Consider the following 20,345-nt stretch of genomic DNA (forward strand, 5'->3'; position numbering starts at 1 on the left):
GGCATGACAGCGAGGCGGTGTAGTGACCTCGATGTCCCGACGCCATGTCGTCTGCCTCGGCGACAGCATCACCCGCGGCCAACTCAGCGTCGACTATGTGAAGATGCTGGCCAGCCGAACCTCTGGGAAGCCGTTCGTGTTCACCAATGAGGGCGTCAACGGTGATCTCGCCGAAAACACGCTGCGGCGACTCGACTCGGTGATCAACCTGCGGCCCGACCTGGTGACAGTGCTCATCGGCGCCAACGACGCCAACGCGAGCATGTCGGAGAAGAACAGCGTCAGGGCGACACGCATGAAAAAGCTCAGCGGGCGGCCCACGATCGAGGGGTTCGGTGAAACGGTCGCCGCGATCATCGACCGGCTAACCAAGGAAACCTCCGCTCGGGTCGGGCTGCTCTCGCTGCCGGTTCTCGGAGAGGAACTCGGCTCGGAGTCGGTGCAACGGTCCCAGCAGTACAGCGAGGTTCTCAAGCAGATCGCTGAAACGCACGGTGTGGCATACCTTCCGCTCAACGAGCGCCAAGTGGAGCACTTGGCGGCCGGTGATTTCACCCCTCGAACCCGCTATCGCGATGGCGTCGGTCTCTTGGCCGGCGGGGCGATACAGCACGTCGTCCTGCGGCGCTCACTGGACGATATCTCCCGACGGCGCGGTCTGCAGCTGTCAACGGACCTGCTCCACCAAAACACAAGGGGCGCAACGATGATTGCTGATCTCATCGAAGAATTCGTCTTGCAGTGACCTTAATTCCCGCGTGTTTGCCAACCGGCCGCGCGGACCTCGCACGTTATTCGCTTGGCAGAATTGATTCGGCGTGGGATAACCAGTGAGCGTGCGATAACCAACGATTCGCACCCCGTTGCCGAAATGTGACCCGATCTTGATCGGGTTGCCAACGCGCCCTTGCCCATCCGCCTGTCGCGGAACTCTACGATCCCTTATTGACATCGTTGTAATTTCGAGGGATCGGATTGCCATGCGCGGGGTTGTTCGGTGTGTGTTTGCAGTGACCGTGATCGCCGCGAGTGTGGTCGCGGAGCCGGCCGGCGTTCGCCTTGCGGCGGCGAGCCGGCCCTACCAGCCCGCCATCGCATCGGTTCTGCCGACACCAGGCCAAAAGGTGGGTGTTGCGTATCCCGTGGTTGTGACGTTCACCGGGCCCGTCGCTGACCGGCATGCGGCCCAGCGTGCCCTCGGCATCACATCGTCACCCGCCATGACCGGGAAGTTCGAATGGCGCGACAACAATGTTGTGCAGTGGAAACCCGACCGGTACTGGCCGGCTCACACCACGATGGCGCTTTCGGTGGGCGGTGTGTCAACCAGCTTCCAAACCGGCCCTGCCGTTGTCGGTGTTGCCGACATCGCGGAGCACACATTCACCGTGAGCATCGACGGCGTCGCAGCGGGACCATCGACGGAACTCCCTGCGCCGCACCATCGACCCCACTGGGGAGAACAAGGAGTCTTTCCGGCGTCGATGGGCAGGCCCGAATACGCTACGCCCGTCGGCACTTACACCGTCCTGGGCAAAGAACGCTCGGTGACGATGGATTCGAGCAGTGTCGGCATTCCCGTGACCGATCCCGACGGATATCTCCTCACGGTGGATTACGCAGTGCGGATCACCAGCCGTGGCCTCTTCGTGCATTCGGCTCCGTGGGCTGTCAACTCACTCGGGTATGACAACGTCAGCCACGGCTGCATCAGCCTGAGCCCCGAGGACGCCGAGTGGTACTTCAACACGGTCGATGTCGGCGACCCGGTGATCGTGCTGGATTCGCAGCACCGGGTGCTGCCGTCTTCATAATCTCGAACGCCGACCTCGGCGTGCGCCGTCAGCCCTGAGGACCCGGAGGCAATGGCTGACCCGGCACGGGCGCGCCGGCCGGCGCGGGACCCGTCGGCTCCCCCTTACCTCCGTTGCCCGACATGCCGAAGAGAGAGGCAGCCGGAACAGGCGCGCCCGCAGCTACCGGCGCACCTGCCGGTACGGCCGGAATCACCGGCACCGGTGGCGCGAGCGGCGCCGGTACACCAAGCGGCGCAGCAGGCGCACCGAGCGGCGCAGCAGGCGCCGCGGGTAGCGCCGGCACTACAGGCACCGCCGGAGCGGCAGGCACCGGTCCGGGCAGAGCCATCGGAACTCCCGCCATATCAGCGAGTGGCGCACATACCTCCTTCCCCTGCAAGCATCCGCCTGCCGCCGATGGGTCGGCTGCCGCGTCAGGACTCAAGGCCACCACCGCGGCACCGCACAACCCCACTCCGACAGCAATCACCCTGATGTTCAAACGATCAAAGATCACCATCGACGTCGACTCCATTCACTCGGGCTTAGACACTCCGCCATGCCATCTTTTGAACGACCGCGTCAATTGTCATCAGCGCATGCCGACCACGCGGCGCGCCGCACCGCACCGTTTCCCAATGGTGATGATCTTGTCACCGACGGGCTGCTTACCACCTCCTGAGCAGGCCCGATGCGCCTGCGAAAAAAACTTTCCGAAAAGCTTCGAAAAAAGTGTGCGACTCCTCTGCCCCCGTCGCTCCTACCCGTGAAAGCAGCCACACGGCGCTTCAGACCAGAGGAGAGATCATGAACGCCACCACCAACTTCATCCATTGCTCCGAGCCGACAGTCCGCAACAACGCTGCGCTCGCCTACTCGCAGTGCATGCCCGAGTCCTACTACGCGTACCCGCAACAGCCGGTGCCGGTGCAGGTGCCGGTCGCGAAGTCCTCTTCGGGCAAAGGCCTGCTGTTCGTCGCCGGCCTGGCAGTGGTTGGAGCCGCCGCGTTCGGCGGTGTGATGCTCCTCAACTCCAGCGATTCGCAGACCATCCAGACGGCTGCCGCCGGCACCGCCGCCGCTTCAGATCCGACAGGTTCCACCGTCGTCAACCTCCCGTCGGCGATCGACATCCCGGCACTGGTCCCGGCCCAGAACGCCCAGGTTCCGGCGATCGTCAACAACCAGGCTCCCGTCCACGTCAACAGCCCCGTGTCCGTGCCCAAGACCATCACCACGCCCAAGACCGTCACCACGCCCAACGTCGTCACCGCGCCCGCTAAGCAGTTGGCGCCCGCGCCGGCCGTCGCGCCCGCGTCTGCCCCCGCACCGGTCGCCGCTCCGGCTCCGGGATCGGGCCCGGGTGTGGCGATCAAGACTCCCTTCGCCGAGGTGGGGGTTCCCGGCCAGGGCGGCGTCAACGTGAAGACGCCCGGTCTCGAGTTGGGCGTCCCCGGACAGAACGGCGGCGACGTCGTGGTCGCGGTGCCGGGCGGCCAGAGCCAAACGGGCACCACCAAGACGGACGGGACCAAAACCGAGGAGACCAAGAAGGAAGCCACCACCCCGGCCGACGGCGGCAAGCCTGCCGACGACGTCGCAGGCAACATCATCGCCAACGCGAAGTAGCTGCATCGCAAGCCGGGCGCTCAGCCCAGGCCACGGGTCTGGGCTGAGCGCTCTTCATCGCCCGAATAGCGCGCCCAAGAATGCCTCAGCAACTACGCTGACACCAAGGCCACTTGATCAACCTGGAGTAATACGCCATGACCGCCGCACTGAGAAACTGGGGTGGCATCGGGCCCGGCAGCAGTGACGCCGAACTCGCCGTCGCGGCGACCGACGGTGACCGTCGGGCGTTCGCCGAGATCTATGACCGCTACGCCGACCGGCTGAACGACTTCTGCATCGGAATGCTCCGCGATCGCGACTCGGCCGCCGACTGTGTCCAGGACGCCTTCTGCATCGTGTCCACCAGCCTCGGTGGTCTGCGCGAGCCAGACAGGCTGCGCCCGTGGCTCTACTCCATCGTCCGCAACGAAGCCCATAAGAGACTGCGGGACCTCAAGCGCGAACGACCATCTGACGAGATGCCCGACGTTGTGTCGCACGACGCAGGCCCGGACACGATGGCTCAGCGGATGGAGTTGGCCAATCTCGTCTCCGAAGCCGCCGGCGGACTGTCCGATCGCGACCAGGCCGTGCTGGAGTTGGCCTACCGCCAGGGGCTGGACGGACCCGAACTCGCGATGGCCCTGGGGGTCACCCAGACGAACGCCAACACCATGGTCGGCCGGCTGCGCGAAACCATCGAGCGATCGCTCGGCGCCCTGCTGGTGGCGCGGCGCATCCAATCGGATCCGGGCCGCTGCCAAGAGCTGTCCGCTGTATTACACGGCTGGGACGGGAAATTCAATATTCTGATGCGCAAGCGCATTGCGCGCCATATCGAATCGTGCGACGCGTGCGAAGAGTTGCGCGCCAGATCGGTGAACCCAGCCGCCCTGCTCGGCGCGCCGTTGTTCATTCCCGCCCCGGCGTGGCTGAAGAACAACGTCATGCGTGACTTCGAGCTGACGTCGGCGTCCCATCGCATGGAGAACTCATCGCACAACGCGGCGACGCGGATGAGTCCCAGAGCAGATCAGTCAGATTTTCACGCGGCGTCGACCGCTGCCCGGCCGGCGATCCAGCCACCACTGCCGCCCTATGCACCACAACCTGAGGAGCCCACAGCATTCGTCGAGACCCCGTCCGACGAGGACAAGCGTCGTGTGGTGCCGTTCATGGCGTTGTTGATCGGTGCCCCCCTTGTGATCCTCGGGGTGACGCTGGCCTGGGTGTATCTCCCGAGCACCGCACTTTCACCGAGTGGCATCGTGGCGCCGGCGCCGCTGCCGACGCCGACCCCGTCCGTTCCCGCGCCGACCCCCGCCGCGGTTCTTCCCACGCCGCAGGCGCCCCTTGCGACCCCGCCTCCGAAGCCGGTCGCGACTCCGCGTCCGGCCGCTGCGCTGCCGACGCCACAAGCCAAGCTTCCGACCCCGCAACCCCAGGCGCCGCTGCCGACGCCTCAGGCACCTGCCCAAGCGCCAGTCCCTGTGCAGGCGCCCGCGCCGGCACCTATCCCGCAATTGCCGGTCGGATCACTTCCGTTCCCGCTGCCCAGGATGCCCGTGCCGCAGAACCCGGCTCAGCTTCCGGCGCAGTTACCCGCGCAAGCGCCCGCTCAGATCCCGCCGCAACCGCCGCCGGCGCAAGCACCCGCGATGGTCCCGGCCCAGCAGCCGCCCGCACAGGTGCCGGATCCGGTCGGACCGGCACCCGCACAGGTCCCCGATCCCGTCGGACCGGCACCCAAGCAGGTGCCCCAGAACGAGCCCGCACCCAAGAAGGCGTGCGATCCGAACGTGGACATCTGCGTCAAGTAGCGCCGTAGACCCGAGCGATATCCGGCGAGTCCAGCCACCTCGAGTACGCCGGCGACTGCGGCCAGCCCTCCGGTGAGTCCTGCCAATCCTCCTGGCGTCCCCACGGCAGGAGGTCGATGAGGGCGAACGAGTGGCTCAGCTGTTCGGTGCCACGACCATTGGTGTGCCAGGTTCGGTAGACCGTGTCGCCGTCGCGCAGGAACACGTTGACGCCGAACCCGGCGCCGGGCGGCGCGTCCACGTCGGCGGCGAACGAACTCTCCGACGACGAGTACCAGGCCATCTTGTTACCGACCTTGTCCCGATAGGCCAGCGCCTCCTCGATGGGCCCGTTGGTGACGATCACGAACCGCGCGTCGTAACTGTCCAGGAACTCGAGCCGGGTGAATTGGGACGTGAACCCCGTGCAGCCGCCGCACTGCCACTCGGCCCCGTCCTCCCACATGTGGTTGTAGACGATGAGCTGCGAGTGGCCGTCGAACACGTCGACGAGTCGGACCGGCCCGTCCTCGCCGACGAGTGTGTAGTCACCCATCTCGACCATCGGGAGCCGGCGGCGCTGCGCGGCGATCGCGTCCAACTCTCGGGTTGCGGCCTTCTCGCGCCGTCGCAGCTCGTCGAGCTCCGTGCGCCAGGTCCGCTGATCGACCACCGGGGGTGTCGCCGCGTTCTCTGCCATGAAGATCTCCTCTCGGTGCCTCGTTCAGCTATAGACACGGCCGCCGCCGGAAACTCATCGCCGCCGCGCGCCGCATCGGGAAGGATCTGTGCGGTGACAAGACTTCTCGACGACAAGGTCGTCATTGTTGCGGGCCTTGGCGGCATCGGCAACGGGCTCGCGCGTCGGTACGCCGATGAGGGCGCGCTGTTGGTGATCGGCGATCTCGACGGCGAGTTGTCGTCACGGGTGGCCGCCGAGGTCGACCCGTCGGGCGAGCGGGTGCGCGGTGTTGCGCTCGACGGCGCCGACGAGTCCTCCGTCATCGGCATCGTGAAGCTCGCCGTCGACACCTTCGGCCGGCTCGACGGAATCCACCTGAACTTCACCAACGCCGCCGACGCGTACCTGCCCGGCGGTGTCGTCGACCTGCCGCTCGAGGTGTTCGACGAAGTCATGCGTGTCAACACCCGCGGGTTCGTCATCTGCGCCAAGCACGCGATTCCACCGATGATCTCCAGCGGCGGCGGGTCGATCGTGTTCACCGCCTCCATCGACGCCTACAACGGCGCCGGCACACGGGTGTCGTACGCGATGAGCAAGGCCGCCGAGCTGGCGCTGATGCGTCACATCGCGCGAAAGTACGGGCCGAAGGGTATCCGCGCCAATGCGATTGCGCCAGGACTGATTTGGCACTACAAGTTCGATGAGAATCCCATGCCCGACGGGATCGTCGACCAGACGCGGGCTCGTCAGATGATCAAGTCCCGCTTCGGCAAGCCCGACGACGTCGCGGCGATGGGCGCGCTGTTGCTCTCCGACGACGGCAGCTTCATCACCGCCCAAACCATCAGCATCGACGGCGGCGTGACGTTCCGCCCATGACGCAGGCGCCGCCCGGGAAGTATCGTCCGATCATGCCAACAGCGTCGACACCGTTGACCATCATGTTCTGGCCGGAGTCGGCCTATGGGCCGACGAACCAGTGCATCGGCCTGGCCGCCATCCTGCGCGACCGCGGCCACGCCATCGTGTTCGCCGCCGAAAGCTCGTGGGCGGGCAAGCTGGCCCCCTTCGGCTTCATCGAGGAACTCGTCGATCTTGCCGAGCCGGCCGAGGATGCCGGCGACGAGGACGCCGGCGCGTTCTGGACCGAGTTCATCGCCGAGACCGCGCCGGAGTTTCGCAAGCCGACGATCGAACAGCTGGGGTCGTTCATCCAGCCCACCTACCAGGCCCTCATCGACGGGGCCAAGCACTGCGAACCGCGCCTGCGCGAGATAGTCGCCAAACACCGTCCCGACGTCGTCGTCGAGGACAATGTGGTGTTGTTCCCGGCGCTGGTGACCTCGGGTGCGCCGTTCGTGCGGATCGTGTCGTGCAGCCCGCTCGAGGTAACGGGCGCCGATGTGCCGCCGCCGTTCTCCGGCCTGCCCAGCGCCGACCGCAGTCAGTGGGACGCCTACCGCCGAGAACTCGACCGAACGCACCGCGCGATGTGGTCGGACTTCAACGACTGGGTGCAAGCCCAAGGGGCCGATGCACTGGGTGAGCTGGAGTTCATGCCCCACACCACTGCTGCCAACCTCTACGTCTATCCGGCCGAGGCCGACTACTACGACGTCCGCCCTCTCGACGACACCTGGAGCCGGATGGACTCCAGCGTGCGCGAGACCGACGAGGAGTACCGACTGCCCGCTGAATTCGCCGACCGACCCGAAGGCAGCGCACTGGTCTACCTCTCGCTCGGTTCGCTCGGCGGCGCAGACGTCGAACTGATGCAGCGCCTGGTCGACGTGCTCGGCACCACCGAACACCGGTACATAGTGAGCAAGGGCCCGCAGGCTGACCGAATCACGCTGGCGGACAACATGGTCGGTGCGCAGATGCTCCCGCAGACGAAGGTGATTCCGCAGGTCGACCTGGTGATCTCGCACGGCGGGAACAACACCGTCACCGAGGCGCTGCACTTCGGCAAGCCGCTGATCGTGCTGCCATTGTTCTGGGATCAGTACGAGAACGCCCAGCGCATAGACGAACTCGGGTTCGGCGTGCGGCTGGACACCTACGCCTTCGCCGACGATGAGCTCACCGGCGCGGTGGACCGACTGCTGGCCGATACCGAGCTACGCAACAAGCTCGATGAGATGGGCGCCGCGATTCGGTCACGCGATGGCCTTCGGGTGGGGGCCGACGTCATCGAAGAGGTTGGTGTGAAGCATCGGGCTTCGGTTGCCTGAGACGCTCGAGGCTCTCGACCTCACCGACGGCAAGCGGTTGGCCATCGTCGCCGACGGCGACGGGCTGGCGGCACTCCCGATGGTGCGCGAGCCGGACGGCCGGTGGCGTCGCGCCGGGGCGGGTGACGGAGGGGCCGAGGCGCTGTTGAACGTACTGGCGCGACAAGCCGGGCCGGCGACCGAGGGCCGGTCTGGTCGACGTCGATTGCCCTCTCGCCCAATGCTGTCCGCTCACTCCCGGATTGAATCGTGAAGCGGGCGACTCGAATGATGTCGTTCGGCTACTGGCCGAGGTGCTCGTGCCCGAGCTCATGGCCGCTCGGGCGTGGCAGGCTCAGCGGATGTAGACCTCGTCGCCGGTGGGATACCCGCCACCGTGCGTCGTGATGTGGACGTGGTCGAAGTGGCCGTACCCGCCGGCCTTGGCACCGCTGGGCGTGTAGTAGACGCCCCGCCAGATGCAGTCCTGCAGATCGAACTTGTCCGCGTTCTCGAGCGCGAACGCGACGATCCGGTTGCCCAGCGCGATGCCGTCTGACGACGTCGGGTTGGGAATCATCACGTCGAGCGCCAGGCCGTCGGGGTGCCATCTGAGCGCATCGGGGCGGACACCGCCGATGTTGTGGATCTCCGGAAACAGCGCGCTGATGGCGCGCGACGCCAGGATGGTCTTGACCTGGAGACCCCGTTCCGGGGCGATCCCGACCGGCAGCGCACGCTCGGCCTCGCGGTTGTAGACCCGGTACCTCGACGCCGAAGCGAACTGGACCGTGGTGGCGCCTGCGGCCGAGTCGAGGCTGGAAGGACTGGCCGAGAAGTCAGCCGGTGCCGAGGCGACGACCTGCACGCTGCGCGCGGCGACGTCGACGATTTGATCGGGTGCATCCGCTTCGCTGGTGGGCGCTGGAACTGAAACGTCACCGCCTGCGGCGAGCAGGAGCGCGTACGGCGCGATGACGGCTGCCGCGGGTACCACCGACGGCGATATCCGTCGGCGGCGAGCGACACTATGCCTCCCCATCACGTAGCACCATACGAGCAAACGAGCCTTTTTTCACATCCCTCAAAGTTCCCTTAAGAATGGCGACAAGAGCGCCGGCCAGCTAATAGTCACGAGAAGGTAACGTTTCCGCAGCTCATCGGCGTGCCAACGGCGGACAGCACTGGGTGTAGACCTACCGTGGAAAGTGCGTCGAATCGGTCGAGTGCTAACCGAGCCGGCAGTTTTCACTCGACCGGTTCGATGTCGTTCTTCGGTGGAATTCGTCAGTCACCCTGTCGGCGTGGCTGACGACGCCATCAGCATCGGCGTTGTCGACCTGGTTTCCTGGCGGTGACGATGGACCCGCCGCGCCACACCAAGCTGCGCTCACTGGTCAGCAAGGGCTTCACACCGCGTCAGGTCGCCCGGCTCAACGACCGCGTCGACCGGGCGGCGATGTTCTATCCGTCGGCCAACCGCGACGAGATGCGGTTCGCAGACCCCGACCGCTTCGACATGGGTCGCGCCCCGCACCCGCACCTGGCTTTCGGCGGCGGCGGTAGCCATTTCTGCTTCGGCGCCAACCTCCCCCGCGTTGAGGCTTCCGCAATCATTCCCGAAGTGCTGTCGCGGATGCGAGACGTCGAACTCGCCGGGCCGGTCGAGCGGGTGCGGTCGAATCTGATGAACGGCATCCACTCGATGCCCGTCACGTTCAGGCCCTGCTGCGCCAGCGGAAGCTGTTGACGTACTTGCCCATATCGAGGGCGAGACCGAGGTTGGCGCCCGAAGGATGCCCGGAGCCGAAATCCGGCGTGAACTCGTGATACGGCCCGATCGCCGAAGCCACCAACGCGTAGTCGTTCTTCACCGCGCACAGCGCGACCAGCCGGAGCCTGGTGTACTCGCCGCTGGAATCCTGCGGATACTGGTCGAACACGGCGCCGTACCCCGGCTCGTAACCGACCATTGCGTTCGGGATTTCGTAGTCGATCGTGGCGTCGGGGTAGTACTCGGCGATCATCTGATCGACGACCTGCTTCGGCGTGCGTTTTCCGGCAGCTTCGCCCCACAGATCCAGGGAGCCGGTATCGCCGCCGAGATATTCCAGCGCGACCCAGTCCGAGTACAGCGTGGCCTTGTAAAAACCTCCGGGCCCTGGGTACTGCACCGAGAACTCCCCGTCCTCGGACACGAACCGCGGGTTGCTGTCGATCGGTTTACCGATCGGTGGACGCCCGCAATCGGGCGGGCACGTGTATCGCGGACGCGGCGGCGTCGCCAGAGCTGACGCGGTCACCCCCGAGGCGACCACCACAGCGAGGCCGGCGCTCAACGTCGCGAACAGCCAACGGAACGTCGTATGGCGTAGCGGCGCAACCTCATACAGCCTCGCCGGGGTGGCATATCCCGGCCGCGCCGCTGCTGCTTCGTCGCTGACAGCAGTCCGACGCGCGGTCCGCGACGCGCGCGACGCCGCCGCTGCGGAGACCCCGCAGTTCGGGCAGAACGCCATGTCGGGAATCACGTGGTCGCAGTGAGGGCAGAGCACTTGCCCCTGCGGATTCGGCGGGTCGTGTCGCTCATGGAGCAAGCAGTACTGCAATGCAATTCGCAGACCAAGCAGGGCGACGACGGTGATCAACAGGTGAGCACCGACATGCAGGCCCTCCAGTGCCGGAATGGCTTCCGTGAGGCCGAGCAGGGCGTACAACGCCAGTGCACCCAGCACGCTGGACACGATCGCCTTTCGTCGGCCGAACCACAAAGCCGCACCGACCGAGCCGCCCACCGCTGCCGCGGTCAACGGCACGGCAACGCCTTGCACGACCACTTGGGCCAACAGCACGCTGGCGGGTCGGTCACCGGCGGTCACCCCGGTTCCGAACTGCGGTGCCAGCCGAATGAGTGTGGCAGCGGCGGTGAAGCTGATGGCGCCCACCGACCCGATTACGAAGCCGTCCAATGACTCCCGGGTGGGGCGAGCGAACCGCATCACCACGGCGGGCACCGTCATGAGGAGCGCTCCCCCGACCGGTACAGCGATGCCAACGATCAGCGACAACCTCCTGGAGTCAGCGTCTGCCAGCGACACATCGTAGAAGCCGGACACCAATGAGGCGGTCGCCAACGCCCAACCGACACCGAGGCCGATACCGAGCACTGCGCTCGGCACCAGCGTACGAAGCGTCACGTCGCGGTAGACGTCGGCTTCGTACAGGTAAAGCACGAACACAAGAGGAAGTCCAAGCGCGCTGATCGCGATCACGGGTGCCTGCCACCGCAGCAGGGCGAGAGCGATCAACAACAGGAAGAGAACCGCGAATCCCACTCGAAATGCGGTGCGGGAGCGGTGCGGAAGATGCGGGAAGAGCGAGCTGGCCACAGACAGTCGCACCACGTGTTCGCCGGGCGCCGCCGCGTAGGCACCCATCCGAAAGCGGCCCCCACCCCGCTCCGACATCTGCGCACCGCACGCTCCGCAAAACGCCGCGGCCGACACCTCGGTACCGCAGGAACCGCAGGAGATGGTGGCCACGCCGTCATCGCCGGCGGGCGGTTGTGTCATTCGGGCGCTACCTGCGACTGTATCTTGAGAAGGTTCCTGGCGAGATTGTCAGTGTTGGGACTGCCGAGTCCGGTCACGACATCGTAGCCGGGCCGAGAGAGGTCGACGGCGTTGCCGCCCAGGGAGATATCCCGAAATCCCGGTAGGTCGGATCCGGCCGCAACCCGATACAGAAGTGGGTTGAGGTTTCCCAGCGGCCGACCGCCGTTGGCTTTCAGATATTGGTTCATCAACACCGTCAGCGCGGCCCAGATGGGTGCGGCCTGCGATGTGCCTGCGCCGACGTACTCGTTCTGCCCGAAGATGAACCGCACCCCGGTGAGCGGGTCGCCGACCGCGGCGACGTCTGGTGACAGTCGGCGCCGCGTCGTGTCGCGATCGGTGGTCAACTTCTCCTGCCATTGCGGCCGCGCGAACAGCTCTGAGACACCGCCGCTGGTCCCCTGGGACAGCGGCGAATCAAACCACGCGTATTCCGAGAGCCATTGACCCCTTGGCCCGACCGCGAGTGTGGTCGCGCCGACTGCGGTCATGGTGGGCAACGATGAAACCGCGTCCAGGCCAACGTCATCCGGACCCGGCGGAGACGACCACTCGTCGGCGCCTTTGCACTCGAGGCCTGCGTTGTCCCCGGTCGCGTCGAACGCCGAGGTGCCGTGTGATTGCGCCCTGGCCAATGCGGATTCGACGGGAGCCAAGTCTGTGGCGTTGACAAAGGAGTCGCAGGACCATCCGATCGACAGGCTCCACACCGCGCCGGGGAACCGCCGATCGGCGTCCTCGAACATCCTGCCGATCTTCTCGTACGCCCCGTCGCCCTCGAGTGTTGGTTTGGCGTTGATGTAGACCAGATGCGCATTTGGTGCAATGGCGTGTGCCACTTGAAGATCCATCGTCGTCTCGCCGTGGGCTTCGTCGGCCACCCCGCCGATCACCTCGGGTGTGAACCGCGGCAGACCTGACGTGTCGGCGTACTTGTCGAGATCGCTCTGATCGAAACCGTCGAACTCGAAGAACACGATGGTTTCGCCCTTGCCGGTGTGGCCCTCCTTCACCAGCGGGTCGGCGTTGTAGGCATCCAACAACCCACCTGGACGCAACCCGCCCTTCGGCACATCAACCGGAATGTTGTCCGGTCGTTTCGTGCGATGTGGCGTGTAGCCGATGATCCGACCGAGCCCAGTGACGTCATCATCAAGCGCCACAGGCACAGACGGCTGCTGCGGTGACGCGTAGAACACCTGGCCTTTTCGGCCGCGGTAATCGTTGACCCGCACGCCGAACGCGTGAGCCACATCTTGGGCGGCGCCCTCGACGATCGCCCATTGGTCGCCGGGACGCCACCGCACCCGCAATCCCCGCGCGCTCGCCCACGACATCAGCACGTCGGGGCGAGCCGCGTAGGGCAGTGCGACGGTCAGCTGCGCGTCGCCGGAGCGCGACGGTCCGAGGTCTGCCGAGCCGACAAGCAGCAAGGCGAAAGGACCGCCGATTCGAGCCGAACTGGTCGGCGTGCAGCCTGCGCTCAGGCCGCACCCGACAACCAGTGACGACGCCGCGATGAGCGCCGAGATTCGACGCCGCATTTCGGCAATCGGCCTACGAGCCGTTCGTTACGTGCCGACCATGTTCGCCGGGCTGAGCCTGCGAGGGCGGCGGCGCAAGAACGGGAGGCGTGAACTGGTTCGGTGCCTGCGGATCGATCCGCGGAGCCTTCTCGGTGGGCGAGACCGGAGCGGCAGGCGATGTCGTCGTCGTGGTGGTGGTCGTTGTCGAGGTTTCCGGAGCCTTTTGCTCTTGCTTTGCGCACCCCGCGGTGATCATGCCCATGGCCACGACAGCGCTCAACCCGGCAACCGCCGCGAGACGTCGAGGCAAACGACTTTGTGTCCTCATTCACTTGTCCTTATCTGTGTACCTGCACCGACAATCGGCAGGAATTACCGACCATGGTGACACATACAGCGAAGCCGCGCCAGTCCCATAGCAAAATTTAACGGCTGAGAAGACGCATTTAAATGCCTCCGCAGATCGACGGAGCAAACGGTACCGGAATCGGCACGCAAACTCCTACCCCGAAGTACGGCGTGATATCCCCGTTCCACGCAGGTGGCGGCGGTGCCGGCGGCGGCGGGGCGGGCGCAGCCACGCAGCTGTTCGACGGCGCGTCGTACAGGGTTCCCCAGCCGCATTCGACTGCATTTCCGACCCCCGGTGTGACGATCGTGGCGAACGCGAGCGGCCCAACCGCAGCCGCACCGGCGGCTGCCAGACGACGGGCTGTGCACAGCATCGAAGGCCTCCCTCGGTCTGTCCCCGACCCTCAACAAATCGATCTTAGGGCGGTTAAGCGATTCGCGGAAAGCGAATGAACCGCACGAAGACCCAGCATGAGGACTGCCGCCGAAACCTTCGAAGGGTGCGGGCGCGCGCGCTCGCCACCGTCGAGTTGCGGTGCTACTTCATGTGGCAGAAGGTGCATGAACGGAGATTCCCCGAAAGCCCGACCAAGTCCAGCAGAAGTGGCGTAGGTGTATGGGGTTGCCCGGATCGCCTGCGGAGAGGGAGCACCATGAAAGCACTGCGCAAGATCCTCGTCATCGCCTGTGTCATCGCCTTGGCGGCGTTCGGGGCCGCCGCGTGCGGCAAGAAGAGCGAAGGCGGCGGGGGCGGCGGGGGCGGCGGCGAGATCAACGTCGCGTTGACCTCTTTCCCCGACTATGTCGATCCGCAGCTGTCCTACACGGTCGAGGGGTGGTGCGTCCTCTGGAACGTCTACACGCCCTTGCTGACCTATAAACACGCCAAGGGCAAGGACGGCACGCAGCTGGTGCCCGCTCTCGCTGAGGCCATGCCCGAGATCTCGGCGGACGGCAAGACCTACAAGCTGAAACTGCGCTCAAACATGAAGTATTCGGACGGCACGCCCATCAAGGCGTCCGATTTCGCCTACGGGATCCAGCGGCTCTTCAAGACCGACTCCGGCGGCTCGGTGTTCTACGACAACATCGTGGGCGCCGCCGAGTACGCCGACGGCAAGGCCCAGACCATTACCGGCATCAAAACCGACGACAACACGGGTGACATCACCATCACGCTCAAGGAGCCCAACGGCACCTTCGAGAACGTGCTCGGCCTGATGTTCGCCGCACCCGTGCCGCCGAGCACCCCGCTGGACAAGGATTCGACGAACAAGCCGGCGGCAGCCAGCGGCCCGTTCATGATCAGTAGCGTCAACGCCCCGCGCACGCTGACGATGGAGCGCAATCCAAACTTCAAGACAGTCAAGGACGCCGGCGCATCCGACGTGCCCGACGCCAGCGTGGACAAGATCGTCGTCAACGAGAACAAGAACAACAGCGCCCAGGTGACCGACGTCGAGCAGAACAAGGTCGACTTCATGCTCGATCCGCCCGTCGCGGACCGGCTGGGGGAGGTGAAGGCGAAGTACAGCGACCGGTTCCGGATGGAGGAATCGATCAACACCTATTTCTTCTGGATGAACATGGAGAGGCCGCCGTTCAACGACATCAAGGTTCGGCAGGCCATCAACTATGCGGTTGATCCCGAAGCGCTCAACAGGATCTTCGGTGGCCGCCTGCACCCGTCGCAGCAGATCCTTCCCCCTGGCATGCCCGGTTACCAGGAATACAAGCTCTACCCGGGTCCGGACATGAACAAGGCGAAACAACTGATCGCCGAGGCCAATCCGGCCGACAAGGACATCACGGTCTGGACGGACGACGAGCCCGACCGCAAGCGGATCGGCGAGTACTATCACGACCTGCTGACCCAGCTGGGCTTCAACGCGACGCTCAAGGTGATCGCGGGCGACGTCTACTGGACCACGATCGGCAACCAGTCGACGCCCGATGTCGACACCGGGTTCGGAGACTGGTTCCAGGACTTCCCGCATCCGGACGATTTCTTCCGCCCGCTGCTGCACGGCGACAGCATCCTGCCGACCAACGGCAACAACTGGTCGCGGGTCAACATCCCTGCCAACAACGCAAAGCAGGACGAGCTGCTGACGAAGCTGATCGGCGACGGCGGCGTGGAGGACCAGTACGCCGCGCTCGACAAGGCCTACATGGAGCAGGCGGTCTGGGCGCCGTACGGAAACGAGCAGTTCACCACGTTCCTCTCGGAGCGCATGGACTTCGACAAGTCCTATCACCATCTGCTCTTCAACCAGGACTTCACCTCCCTCGCCGTCAAGTAGACGGACATGGTGTCGCCGATCGATTCGCTGGAGGCGCCCGGCGAACCGCCGCTCCCGACCGGTGTGCCGTCGGCTCAGATTCAGGGCCGCAGTCCCTGGTATCTGGCGTGGCTCCGGTTGCGGCGCAACAAGGTTGCATTGGTTTGCGCCGTCCTGTTCGTGCTGATCGTGCTGTTCTGCCTGGCGGCGCCGCTGTGGGCCGAGCACGTCGCGCACACCGGCCCGAACGAGAACCATCTGACCGACAAGGTGATGATCGACGGGCAGGAGACCGACGTCGTCGCCCCTGACGGCACGCCGCTGGGGCCGGGCCTGCACGGCAAGTTCCTCCTCGGCGCCGATCAGAACGGCCGAGACGTCATGGTGCGGTTGATGTACGGCGGCAGGACATCGATCTACGTCGGGCTGGCGGCGGCCGCGGTGACGACGATCCTGGCCGTCGTCGTCGGTCTGCTGGCCGGCTACTACCGCGGCTGGATCGACTCGGTGCTGTCGCGGGCGATGGACGTCATCTGGGCGTTTCCCGTACTGCTGCTCGGTATCGCCCTGGGCACCACGTTGTCCATCGGCGGCCTGAAGGCCGGTCCGATCGAGATTGCGGGCGACTCCCTATGGATACCGATCCTGATCATCGGGCTGGTGTATGTGCCCTACGTGGCCCGGCCCATTCGCGGCGAGATCCTTGCGCTGCGGGAGAAGGAGTTCATCGAGGCGGCCGTCGCCCAGGGCAAGGGTCCGCTGCGGATCATGTTCTCCGAGTTGCTGCCCAACATCGTGTCCACCATCGTGGTCTTCTTCACGCTGAACATCGCCAACAACATGCTGCTCGAATCGGCGCTGTCGTTCCTGGGCGCCGGGGTGCGACCGCCCAACGCCTCGTGGGGGACCATGATCTCCGACGGCTATCAGGTGATCTTCACCGCGCCCCACCTCACCATCGTGCCCGGATTGATGATCGTCGCAACCGTGCTGTCGCTCAACATATTCGGTGACGGTCTGCGTGACGCGATGGATCCGCGCGCGAAGATCCGGCTGGAGCACTGACCGATGGCCCGCTTCGTCGCCAGGCGGCTACTGGGAATGGTCGCCGTGCTGTTCGCGATCTCGGTGATCGTGTTCCTGATCTTCAACGTCATCCCGAACTCGGATCCAGCGGCCCGGATCGCGGGCAAGAATGCCGACCCGGCGCTGATCGCCCGGGTCAACGCCGATCTCGGCCTCAACAGGCCGCTGCCGATCCAGTACCTGACGATGATGAAGCAGATCTTTACCGGCCAACTGACGTCGTATGCCAAGGACCGCAACGTCGTTCAACAGATCTGGGAGGGCCTGCCTGCCACGTTCTCGTTGTGCATCGGCGCGGCGGTGCTGTGGATGTCGCTGGCCATCCTGTTCGGCTATCTGAGCGCGGTCCATGCAGGCAGGTTCACCGACCGCGCGCTGACAATCCTTTCGCTGGTGGGCATCTCGATGCCGGTGTTCTGGCTGGCGGCGATGCTGCTGTACTTCCTCAGCTTCAAGGTGCAGGCGTTCCCGACCGGCAGTTACGTGCCGTTCTCCGACGATCCGGTGGACTGGGCGTACCACTTGATACTGCCGTGGTTCACGCTGGCCGTGCTGTTCGTCGGCATCTACAGCCGTGTGCTGCGGTCCAACATGCTCGACGCGATGAACGAAGACTACGTACGTACCGCCAGGGCCAAGGGTCTGTCGGAACGTCAGGTGAGGATCCGGCACGTGCTGCGCAACTCGATGATCCCCGTCATCACGCTGTTCGGGCTGGACTTCGGAATGGTGGTCGGCGGCGGTGCCATCCTCACCGAGACCGTCTACAACCTCGACGGTGTCGGTCTGTATGCGGGAGAGGCGATCCGGTCGCTGGATCTGCCGCCCCTGATGGCCGTGGTGATGTTCGGGGCCTTCTTCATCGTGCTGTTCAACACGATCGTCGACATCCTGTACGCCGTGCTCGATCCACGCATTCGGCTAGGAGAGGCGGCGCCTGCATGAACGCGATCCTGACGGTCGACGACCTTCGCGTCAGCTTCGCCACCGAGGACGGCGTGTTGAAGGCGGTCGACGGCGTCTCGTTCGAGTTGGACGCAGGCGAGGTGCTGGCGATCGTCGGCGAATCCGGATGCGGAAAAAGCGTGACCGCGCAGACATTGACGGGTTTGACCCGGGCGTCGAACGCCAGGATCACCGGCTCGGTCAACTATCGCGGTCGAGAGATCAACGGGCTCAGTGACAACCAGCTGCGCGACGTACGCGGCGAGCAGATCGCCATGGTCTTCCAGGATCCGATGAGCGCCCTGAACCCCGTTTACCGCGTAGGCGACCAGATCACCGAGATGATCAGGGCGCACCGCGACGTCTCGAAGAAGGAAGCCCGCTCGCAGGCGGTCGAACTGCTGCGGTCGGTGGGTATTCCGAATCCGGAGCGACGGGTACGGCTCTATCCCCACGAGTTCTCCGGAGGCATGCGCCAGCGCGTCATGATCGCCATGGCGCTCGCGCTCGAACCCGACGTGCTGATCGCCGACGAGCCGACGACCGCGCTGGACGTGACGATCCAGGCGCAGATCCTTCAGCTGATCGACCGGCTCAATCGCGAGCGCGGCCTCGCCGTCATCATCATCACCCACGACCTGGGCGTCGTCGCCGAGATCGCCGACCGGGTGTTGGTGATGTATGCGGGTCAGGTCGTCGAGGACGCGACGCTCGACGAAATCTTCTACGAGCCGAAGCATCCCTACACCTGGGGTCTGCTCGGCTCACTCGCCCGACTCGATCAGCCGCGCACCACACGGCTGGCGCAGATTCCGGGGGCGCCGCCGTCGCTGCTGTCCCCGCCGCCAGGTTGTCGCTTCGCCCCCCGCTGCTCCTACGTCTTCGACGAGTGCATCGAGCTTCCGCCCCTCGAACCACGCACCGGGGGCGGGCACCTCGACCGGTGTTGGCTCGACGCGGAGGTCAAGGCGCAGCATGGCGGCCGCGCACGCGAGGAGCAAAACGGCTACCGCGCAGGCGAGGAGCAAAATGGGTAAGAGCGATGTTCTGCTGGAGGTTACCGATCTCGTCAAACACTTCCCGATCAGGTCGGGAGTCGTCGTCGACCGCGAGGTCGCCAGGGTGCGAGCAGTCGACGGCGTCAGCTTCAGTCTGCGGGAAGGCGAAACACTGGGCCTGGTAGGCGAATCCGGCTGCGGCAAGTCGACGCTGTGCCGGGCGATCCTGCAACTGACGACTCCGACGTCCGGGTCGGTACGGTTCGCGGGCCAGGAACTGGTCGGCCGCTCGCGCCGCGAGCTGCGCCCGTTGCGGCGGCAGATGCAGATGATCTTCCAGGACCCGTTCGCGTCCCTCAACCCGCGCAAGCGGGTGGGCCAGATCATCGGCGACCCGATCGAACTGCACGGGCTGGCACGGGGCGCGGAGCTCAAACGGCGCGTCCAGGACCTGCTCGACCGCGTCGGCCTGAACGCCGAGCACTACAACCGCTTCCCGCACGAGTTCTCCGGCGGTCAGCGTCAACGCATCGGAATCGCCCGCGCACTTGCGTTGCGGCCCAAGCTGATCGTCGCCGACGAACCCGTCTCCGCACTCGATGTCTCCGTGCAGGCACAGATCATCAACCTGCTCGAGGATGTGCAGGACGAGTTCGGGCTGTCCTACCTCTTCGTCGCCCACGACCTCGGCGTCGTCCGTCACGTATCTGACCGGATCGCGGTCATGTATCTGGGCAAGATCGTCGAGGACTCCGGCGCAGACGAGCTGTACGACAAGCCGATCCACCCGTACACCAATGCACTGCTGTCCGCCGTTCCGATCCCCGACCCGAAGCGGAACTCGGCACGGGAACGCCTGGTTCTCGAGGGCGATGTGCCGAGCCCTATCAATCCGCCCAGTGGCTGCCGCTTCCACACGAGGTGCCCATGGGCGACCGAGATCTGTACGTCAGACGAGCCGGTCCTGCTCGACCACCGACCGCAGCATTTCGCGGCGTGTCATCATCCGCAGAACGTCTAAGGACTATTCCGCGTCGTCTGCGGCGTCCGACACGTCATCGACATTCGGCGACGCGTCCAACACGCTGACCGCGATGCCGTAGGGAAGGAAGCGCACCTTGCGCGTCGGGTCGGTGTTGCTCTTGTTCGCCCGTAGCGCGTCGAGTTCGGTGGCGTACACCTCTTCGACGTGGGCCTTGCCGTCATCGTCGACGGTGTAGATGGCCCACGCCCCGTCGCCTGTTTCGCCGGTGGTTTCCGGCTCATGTCGCTGGCGGCGGGAGAACTCGTCGAAAAGGACGCTCAACCCGGCCCGCTCGCCGGTCATGTCAAAGAGTCTGCCGACCGCGTCGCGCAGTCCCTCGCCGGCTTCACGGAACATCCGATCAAAGTCGTCGGGGTCGAACCCGAACGGACCATTGTTGCTCATCAATCCAGTG

General features: G+C 65.4%; 18 protein-coding genes and 1 pseudogene. 13 read left to right on the plus strand and 6 right to left on the minus strand.

Going from position 1 to position 20,345, the window contains the following annotated elements; all coding sequences use genetic code 11:
• The first annotated feature begins 31 nt into the window (after nucleotides 1–31).
• Nucleotides 32–745 (plus strand): SGNH/GDSL hydrolase family protein, encoded by a 714-nt coding sequence (locus QOC76_RS23635; RefSeq protein WP_526361085.1) that lies wholly within the window; start codon nucleotides 32–34, stop codon nucleotides 743–745.
• 235 nt (nucleotides 746–980) lie between these two features.
• A complete protein-coding gene (locus QOC76_RS23640; RefSeq protein WP_526360983.1) occupies nucleotides 981–1,814 on the plus strand; it encodes a L,D-transpeptidase in 834 nt (277 codons plus the stop codon).
• A 28-nt stretch (nucleotides 1,815–1,842) separates the two neighbouring features.
• Here QOC76_RS23640 and QOC76_RS23645 read toward each other — a convergent pair whose 3' ends face one another.
• Nucleotides 1,843–2,316, minus strand: a complete 474-nt coding sequence (locus tag QOC76_RS23645; protein WP_526360985.1) for a hypothetical protein — start codon at nucleotides 2,314–2,316, stop codon at nucleotides 1,843–1,845.
• Nucleotides 2,317–2,603: 287 nt separating this feature from the next.
• Here QOC76_RS23645 and QOC76_RS23650 point away from each other — a divergent pair, with 287 nt between their 5' ends.
• Complete coding sequence (locus tag QOC76_RS23650; protein ID WP_526360987.1) at nucleotides 2,604–3,425, plus strand: hypothetical protein; 822 nt, start codon at nucleotides 2,604–2,606, stop codon at nucleotides 3,423–3,425.
• Nucleotides 3,426–3,562: 137 nt separating this feature from the next.
• Nucleotides 3,563–5,227: an RNA polymerase sigma factor gene (locus tag QOC76_RS23655; RefSeq protein WP_526360989.1), complete on the plus strand. Its 1,665-nt coding sequence runs from the start codon at nucleotides 3,563–3,565 to the stop codon at nucleotides 5,225–5,227.
• On the opposite strand, the gene QOC76_RS23660 is transcribed toward QOC76_RS23655, so the two are convergent.
• Nucleotides 5,220–5,906, minus strand: coding sequence for a DUF899 domain-containing protein (locus QOC76_RS23660; RefSeq protein ID WP_526360991.1), 687 nt, complete (start codon nucleotides 5,904–5,906; stop codon nucleotides 5,220–5,222). The genes QOC76_RS23655 and QOC76_RS23660 overlap by 8 nt on opposite strands.
• Nucleotides 5,907–5,999: 93 nt before the next feature.
• On the opposite strand from QOC76_RS23660, the gene QOC76_RS23665 reads away from it, so the two are divergent.
• Genes QOC76_RS23665 through QOC76_RS23675 form a run of 3 tightly spaced genes read left to right on the plus strand, consistent with a single transcriptional unit; the run spans nucleotide 6,000 to nucleotide 8,378 of the window.
• Nucleotides 6,000–6,770, plus strand: a complete 771-nt coding sequence (locus QOC76_RS23665; RefSeq protein WP_526360993.1) for an SDR family NAD(P)-dependent oxidoreductase — start codon at nucleotides 6,000–6,002, stop codon at nucleotides 6,768–6,770.
• Between the two features lie 32 nt (nucleotides 6,771–6,802).
• Complete coding sequence (locus QOC76_RS23670) at nucleotides 6,803–8,125, plus strand: glycosyltransferase (protein WP_526360995.1); 1,323 nt, start codon at nucleotides 6,803–6,805, stop codon at nucleotides 8,123–8,125.
• Nucleotides 8,118–8,378, plus strand: coding sequence for a hypothetical protein (locus tag QOC76_RS23675; protein ID WP_526360997.1), 261 nt, complete (start codon nucleotides 8,118–8,120; stop codon nucleotides 8,376–8,378). Before QOC76_RS23670 ends, QOC76_RS23675 begins: the two co-directional genes overlap by 8 nt.
• Nucleotides 8,379–8,459: 81 nt before the next feature.
• Here QOC76_RS23675 and QOC76_RS23680 read toward each other — a convergent pair whose 3' ends face one another.
• The gene (locus QOC76_RS23680; RefSeq protein WP_526360999.1) at nucleotides 8,460–9,146 is read right to left on the minus strand and encodes a VldE C-terminal domain-containing protein; all 687 of its coding nucleotides are present in this window, start codon (nucleotides 9,144–9,146) and stop codon (nucleotides 8,460–8,462) included.
• A 405-nt stretch (nucleotides 9,147–9,551) separates the two neighbouring features.
• Here QOC76_RS23680 and QOC76_RS23685 point away from each other — a divergent pair.
• Nucleotides 9,552–9,854 (plus strand): annotated as a pseudogene (locus QOC76_RS23685) (cytochrome P450); the annotation flags it as partial.
• Here the strand turns inward: QOC76_RS23685 and QOC76_RS23690 are convergent.
• Nucleotides 9,823–11,676: a zinc ribbon domain-containing protein gene (locus QOC76_RS23690; RefSeq protein ID WP_526361001.1), complete on the minus strand. Its 1,854-nt coding sequence runs from the start codon at nucleotides 11,674–11,676 to the stop codon at nucleotides 9,823–9,825. The pseudogene QOC76_RS23685 and the gene QOC76_RS23690 sit on opposite strands and share 32 nt — an antisense overlap.
• The gene (locus tag QOC76_RS23695; RefSeq protein ID WP_526361003.1) at nucleotides 11,673–13,262 is read right to left on the minus strand and encodes a S53 family peptidase; all 1,590 of its coding nucleotides are present in this window, start codon (nucleotides 13,260–13,262) and stop codon (nucleotides 11,673–11,675) included. The genes QOC76_RS23690 and QOC76_RS23695 overlap by 4 nt, the downstream gene beginning before the upstream one ends.
• Nucleotides 13,263–14,248: 986 nt before the next feature.
• Here QOC76_RS23695 and QOC76_RS23700 point away from each other — a divergent pair.
• The 5 genes from QOC76_RS23700 to QOC76_RS23720 are packed head-to-tail and all read left to right on the plus strand — an operon-like array spanning nucleotide 14,249 to nucleotide 19,927.
• Nucleotides 14,249–15,898, plus strand: coding sequence for an ABC transporter substrate-binding protein (locus tag QOC76_RS23700; RefSeq protein ID WP_526361005.1), 1,650 nt, complete (start codon nucleotides 14,249–14,251; stop codon nucleotides 15,896–15,898).
• Between the two features lie 6 nt (nucleotides 15,899–15,904).
• Nucleotides 15,905–16,942 carry an ABC transporter permease gene (locus QOC76_RS23705; RefSeq protein WP_526361007.1) on the plus strand — a complete coding sequence of 346 codons (1,038 nt, stop codon included), beginning with the start codon at nucleotides 15,905–15,907 and terminating at the stop codon, nucleotides 16,940–16,942.
• A 3-nt stretch (nucleotides 16,943–16,945) separates the two neighbouring features.
• Entirely contained in the window at nucleotides 16,946–17,908 is a 963-nt protein-coding gene (locus tag QOC76_RS23710; RefSeq protein ID WP_526361009.1) for an ABC transporter permease, read from the plus strand.
• Entirely contained in the window at nucleotides 17,905–18,945 is a 1,041-nt protein-coding gene (locus tag QOC76_RS23715) for an ABC transporter ATP-binding protein (RefSeq protein ID WP_526361011.1), read from the plus strand. Before QOC76_RS23710 ends, QOC76_RS23715 begins: the two co-directional genes overlap by 4 nt.
• Nucleotides 18,938–19,927 (plus strand): ABC transporter ATP-binding protein, encoded by a 990-nt coding sequence (locus QOC76_RS23720; protein WP_526361013.1) that lies wholly within the window; start codon nucleotides 18,938–18,940, stop codon nucleotides 19,925–19,927. Before QOC76_RS23715 ends, QOC76_RS23720 begins: the two co-directional genes overlap by 8 nt.
• A 3-nt stretch (nucleotides 19,928–19,930) precedes the next feature.
• Here QOC76_RS23720 and QOC76_RS23725 read toward each other — a convergent pair whose 3' ends face one another.
• A complete protein-coding gene (locus QOC76_RS23725) occupies nucleotides 19,931–20,335 on the minus strand; it encodes an Rv0313 family protein (RefSeq protein WP_526361015.1) in 405 nt (134 codons plus the stop codon).
• Nucleotides 20,336–20,345: the final 10 nt, after the last annotated feature.

Origin of the sequence: Mycobacterium sp., assembly GCF_032159565.1 — a bacterium.
Taxonomy (GTDB): domain Bacteria; phylum Actinomycetota; class Actinomycetes; order Mycobacteriales; family Mycobacteriaceae; genus Mycobacterium.